Consider the following 5469-nt stretch of genomic DNA (forward strand, 5'->3'; position numbering starts at 1 on the left):
TCGCTTGCGCCGGAGGGTAATACTCGCCGACGTTGGAAGGGAACGATGCTATCGCCGAAGTTTTCGAGATATTCATCGCTGTTGAGCAAGTCGTTAATGAAGCCAGCACGACCTTTAGTGCCAATAACGATCGACCAAGCAATTTTTTCGGCATCGTTGTACACATCGCGTCCTAGCACCTTCTGGATGCAGTGCGTGACGAACCGATAGTTGTTATTGAGGTTGTAAAAACTATTGGTAAAAGTATTGGATAAGCATAAGCCCCGAATGAAGTCCCGCACGGTAATTTGACCGCTGCGGAGCTGGGATTCTAGGAACTTTTCGCGATCGGCAGCAAACGCGTGAAAGAAAATCTGGCGATAGGCAGCTCCAATGAGAATATCGATCTCGCCGGAGGATAGTAAGTTATCTGTCGAGAAAACACGCGGCTGCTCGTCCCCAGGCACTTCATAGCCCCGGACGCGAGTATTCTGACTCGAAGGGGAATATTCTAATAATGGAAGAGACATATTTTTAAAGTTATCTTCTTACGAAACTTTACAATTTCTCTCATCATAATGCCGATTTGGTGTCTACTCCCGACCCCAGTCTAAAACATTACATTCCTTAATTTTTTCTCAAGCCTAGCAATGTCAACATTCTGGTTGTTTCTCAACGTACCACTTTGGCTCACTTTTCGAGTTGGGAGTTGGGAGTTGGGAGTTGGGAGTTGGGAGTTGGGAGACGGGGAGACGGGGAGACGGGGGGACGAGGAGATGGGGAGACGGGCAATTGTTCTTTTACCTTTTACCTTTTACCCATTACCTTTCCCCTTTCCCCTAAAACCCAAAGCCTAAATCTACCAGTCATCATTAAAGCTTGCCGCTGGCAGCTTTAATTTTGGGAAGCGATAAAAAGTGTCGCCATCATCATCGACTTCGGGAATGCCATTGAGCAGCCGCATTTGTTCGTCCAGAAATGTCTTGGCATCTTGGCTACTCACTTGGGAAATTGCCACTAGCTGAATTAGAGATACACAACTATCCTGTTGGCGCAATAACTGGTAAAAAGCGGCTTCTAGACGTTTACGCCGATTGGACACGGCGATAAATCGGGTCACTCCTGTCCCCAAAGCCAGTAAAAGCAGTAATTCAATTAAGCCCATAGCATGAGTAATTGGGGATCGATCGTACAGTGAAAGTATACTCACATTTGGAGCTAACGGGAATCCGTTGGCGTAGCCTCTCAGAATGAGAATCGCCAAAATCGAGCTACCTCATAATGGCATGATGATACATCTGCTACTAATAATCGTGACAACAGTTAGGAGATCGCCGATAATGACACTGGAAGCGATTACCTCATACATTCCATCATCTCGATCGTTATTTCCACCGTGCGTACATTTCATACCCCTATTCTCAATCCTCTATCCGTGGATGAACATCCTTCTCTAAATATTGCAGTGGCGCGTTTGGGTACAGACACGCCAGATAATTATGCCGTGTGGGTTCTGAAAGCACCTTATCCTGGCGGCTCCGTAATTGAAAATTGTCATTGGACGATCGAGCTATCCCAAGTATGGCTGGGATGGCAAGCGTTGTTTAGTCCGGGAAGTAGACCTTATTGTTTGCCATGTCATCAGGAGTCGAGCATTCCCGAGCTGGATTTAGCAGCGGTAGCGCCAGTGGATGCGCCACAACCCCAGATTTATAGTGCCAATTTAATGCAGCACTTGGGATTGAGCTTGTGGAAATGGCTGCTGTGTCGCCAAACGGGGAATGCTTTCGCTCAAAGTCAAGGAATGGCGATCGGGCAGGGCAAATTGCTCCGTCTGCGCTTGGAAGTGCGCGATCCCGATCTAATCCCCCTCCCGTGGGAAATCATCCAGCCACAGCCGGGGAAGCCAGCAATCTCGATCGATCGACAGGTGTTGTTCAGCCGCACTAATAGCGATGTCGATTCGTTACCGCCGCAACGGTTGGATCGAGCCATCAAAATTCTCCTAGTGCTGGGGAAAAATATTCCTGGTAGTCCGCAGCTCGATCTCCAGCAGGAAGCCGCGACGATCGCCCAAGCACTCCAAAATACGATGCCAAGCGGGTTTAATCCGCCCAATCGCCTCAATCCAGCCGGATGTCAAGTCGATACATTGGTGCAACCAACTCCTGCTGAACTGATCGCCGCAGTAGAAAGTCAGCAGTACAATTTGTTTTTCTATGCCGGACATGGGATGCCTGCGGCAGAAGGCGGATTGGTGATGCTCAACAATCTCGGCGGCATGAATGGTACGGAACTCGCCCAATTACTCGTCCGGTGTAGAGTAAAACTAGCAGTGTTTAACTCCTGTTGGGGCGCGCAACCGTATCAACATCAACAGCGAGCCGTCCCGCGCAGCAGTCTGGCTGAGGTGTTGCTACATTATGGTGTCCCTGCGGTGCTGGCGATGCGCGATACGATCGCCGATCGAGAGGCGTTGAGCTTTATTCAGACGTTTACGCAGGCATTGGCACAACGACTGAGCATCGATGAAGCGGCGGCGATCGCCAGACAACAATTATTGATTTTATACAAGTTCAATCAACCTGCTTGGACGCTGCCGATTCTCTACATGCACCCGGAGTTTAATGGCGAATTAATTCGACCGTTAGAGGCAGCAATTACGGAGATACCGTCTGTGCCGCAATTAATTCCAGCGGCATTTATGCGGTCTTTAAGTTTTCATACTCATCCCGATTTCCCGATCGGACATGGCTTGATGCGAGTTGGTAGATCTAGCGATAACGATCTGATAATTCACGAACCTTGGGTATCTCAACGTCATGCCGAAATTATCTATCGTTCTACTTCGATGACTGATGTGATGAACGGGATTTATTACCTGCGCGACTCGTCCCGCTTTGGTAGTTATGTGCTCGATCGCGATAATAAATGGCACAAGATTCACGGTGGTGAATTTCCACTCCAGTCGGGAATGCAGCTCAAGTTTGGTAGTGAAGAAGGGCAACTCTTAGAGTTCCGAGTCGATTTACCAATTTGAAATTGATACATCATTGACTATTTACTCACGTTTCTCAAGGTGACGATCGCTTGGTAAAATAGAGTCCGATCGATTCCAAACCCAAACAAATTTTTGATAAGATAATCGATCGGCACAATACCAAAGTAATTTATAACATTGAATAGTCGCCGCCGAGCGATCGCCGCGATCGAGATCCGAAATTCTAACTTTTAGCGCCTTAATTACCAATGGTAATTGTTCATCTAATAAGATTTCCTTGAGATATTCACCAGTGCGTTTGTAGAAACTTGCTGGGTGGGATGAAGACATTAACTCTAATAATGTCTCTACTGCTAAGGGGTGTCCAAGCTCAAATTTTCCCAACTGATAAGCATAGCGACGTTGAGTTTCGGGATTAGTTGTAGTTAGTAGTTTATTGGCAAGTATGGATATTGCGATATCATTACCACGTTGATGAGCAGCTTTCTTGGCGCGATTACGGGTGCTGCTGGGTAAGGTTTGTTTGGTTTTAAATTGGCTCTGTGCGACAGGATGTGTTGGCATAAGCTGCCGCAGATTTTCTAATGCGGCAAGTTGATGAGCATTCGGTGACAATTGTGTTGGTTCGTTATGCTCCTTCACGATCGAGACTAATGTATCGATCGCCAAATTGAATAGTTCGATATATTTATCGCTCGATAAAGATCGCTCCAGTGATGTTTTACCCAGCATGAAAGCCGCTTTGCGGACAATATTTGGAGCTGCACTAGTTTTGATGAGTTCGATCGGTTTGTCGATCGCGACATCATTATAGTTTGGGTCGATTTTACAAACTGACTCACAAATTTTAATACAGATATCGCTATTAGAGACTGTCGCGATCGAGTCAACTAATGACTCAATTGCAATTTTATTACCCGGATCGAATACTTTGCCGAGGCTATGGGCAGCTTGCCAGCGTAAGAAAGGATTTCTGACAGTTAAAATGAATCTTTCTAAACCAGCAATAGCCGCGATCCGATCGGTTTGTCTGAGTGCTAATCTCGCTCCATCTTGAATCGGTAAAGGATAAAATTGCCAGAGATTTTGTTCGGGTATATATTCGGCAAATCGCCATGTTAATAACCGATCGATAATTGTCTGGGTGTATTTTGATTCGGGAAATTCAGCAATTGCGGCGGCGGCGAGAAAATAAGCGCGATAGTGATAAAAGCCACCGCTCGCTCGCTCGAAATCAATTAAAGCGGCTATACAGGACTCTTTTTCACTAGCGGCAATATCCCCTCTCCCAAACCAAAATAGAATTGTCTCTTGCCAATGTGGACTAAAAATCGGCGATTGTCGATGGAGATCGCCGATGAAAAAGTAATGCCAATCGGCGATCGATCGAGCGGCAAAGTATTCTTGGAATGTAGAATGATAGAAAGCATAAATTTTGGCACCAGTCGCGATCGAGATGCCTGTTTGACTGAGCCAGCCTAGTTGTAATGCTAGTTCGAGTAAATCTGGAGTCAGGAATTCTAAAACAGTATGGTGATGAAGTCGAAACCGCACGCGCTCTCGTTCGCGATCGACTAGTGGATCGAAATCGATCGCCTGAAGTGCCAACTTTCCTAAAGCATTATTTAACTGTTGTCGTTGTGCTAGTGTTGTAGAAAATCTATCTTGTTTCCACTCATAAATTGTATCGGTAAATTGTTGGTACAAACTAGCTTTTGTACTGGGTAATTTACCTTGGGTTCGCCACCAATATCGACATAATAACGCTAGTCGCAGCGGATTTCTAATAGCATCTCGCAATCGTTGATACTGAGGCTGATTTAGTTCTGAAATTAGCTGCTCGCTCAATTCGGGGCGCTTTTGAAACCAGCCTTGAATAAATTGGCGGACGCGATTGTGTGGCTGGCTATAGCCATAACTCAAGCTGAGGTTGTGATAAGTGGTAAAATCAGCCAGCGCATTATTACCACTATCCCAAACGTTCGATCGACAAGTTAAAATAATGTGTGCGCTACCGATCCAGCTCTGTAATTGTCTGGCTAAATTACTCAGCGAAACACTCGCCTCGCTGTCCATTTCATCGACAGCATCGAGTAATAACCATACCCGACCGCGCTCGAATTGTAACACTAGATCTTGCTGAAGTTGGGCTTCGATCTCGAACTTTCGTGTAGCTAGTTTAAGCCAGTCTTTGAGGAGATAGTTTTCGAGAGTTTCACTCTGAAGATCTGCAAGCGAAATCCAGATGGGTAATAGCTGGCGATCGAGTAATCCGGCTGCTAATTTCTGTAAGCAAGTCGTTTTTCCCGAACCAGGTTCGCCAATAATGCCAATTCGACTTGGCTCTAGATTAGTAACTAATCGCTCTAATAAGCAATCGGGATCGGGGATAATACGATCGCCAATCTCTTCGCTACTATCATCAATACTATCGCGCACTTCTAAAATCGTCGGTCGGACTCTTTGCATCAATCCTAGCGGCACATAGA

The 5469-nt window shown here is 46.1% G+C and carries 5 protein-coding genes; 1 reads left to right on the top strand and 4 read right to left on the bottom strand.

Translation table 11 applies throughout. From position 1 onward, the window contains the following. The 3 genes from RMO35_RS23010 to RMO35_RS23020 form a co-directional block, all read right to left on the bottom strand. Window positions 1-509, bottom strand: a 509-nt coding sequence (locus RMO35_RS23010) for a phycobilisome rod-core linker polypeptide (RefSeq protein ID WP_309744712.1), incomplete at its 3' end; no start/stop codon positions are given. 329 nt (window positions 510-838) lie between these two features. Further along, window positions 839-1243, bottom strand: coding sequence for a hypothetical protein (locus RMO35_RS23015; protein WP_309744713.1), 405 nt, complete (start codon window positions 1241-1243; stop codon window positions 839-841). Between the two features lie 12 nt (window positions 1244-1255). Further along, the gene (locus tag RMO35_RS23020; protein WP_309744715.1) at window positions 1256-1390 is read right to left on the bottom strand and encodes a hypothetical protein; all 135 of its coding nucleotides are present in this window, start codon (window positions 1388-1390) and stop codon (window positions 1256-1258) included. A 24-nt stretch (window positions 1391-1414) separates the two neighbouring features. Between RMO35_RS23020 and RMO35_RS23025 the strand changes: the two genes are divergently transcribed. After that, complete coding sequence (locus RMO35_RS23025; protein ID WP_309744717.1) at window positions 1415-3019, top strand: CHAT domain-containing protein; 1605 nt, start codon at window positions 1415-1417, stop codon at window positions 3017-3019. A 21-nt stretch (window positions 3020-3040) separates the two neighbouring features. On the opposite strand, the gene RMO35_RS23030 is transcribed toward RMO35_RS23025, so the two are convergent. Beyond that, on the bottom strand, window positions 3041-5469 hold a 2429-nt coding region (locus RMO35_RS23030), incomplete at its 5' end, for an NACHT domain-containing protein (protein WP_309744719.1).

The organism is Chamaesiphon sp. OTE_20_metabat_361 (assembly GCF_031364565.1).

Coding starts and splice junctions, on each gene's coding strand:
- RMO35_RS23020 (WP_309744715.1), bottom strand. CDS start 1,390: ATGAAATGTACGCACGGTGGAAATAACGATCGAGATGATGGAATGTAT.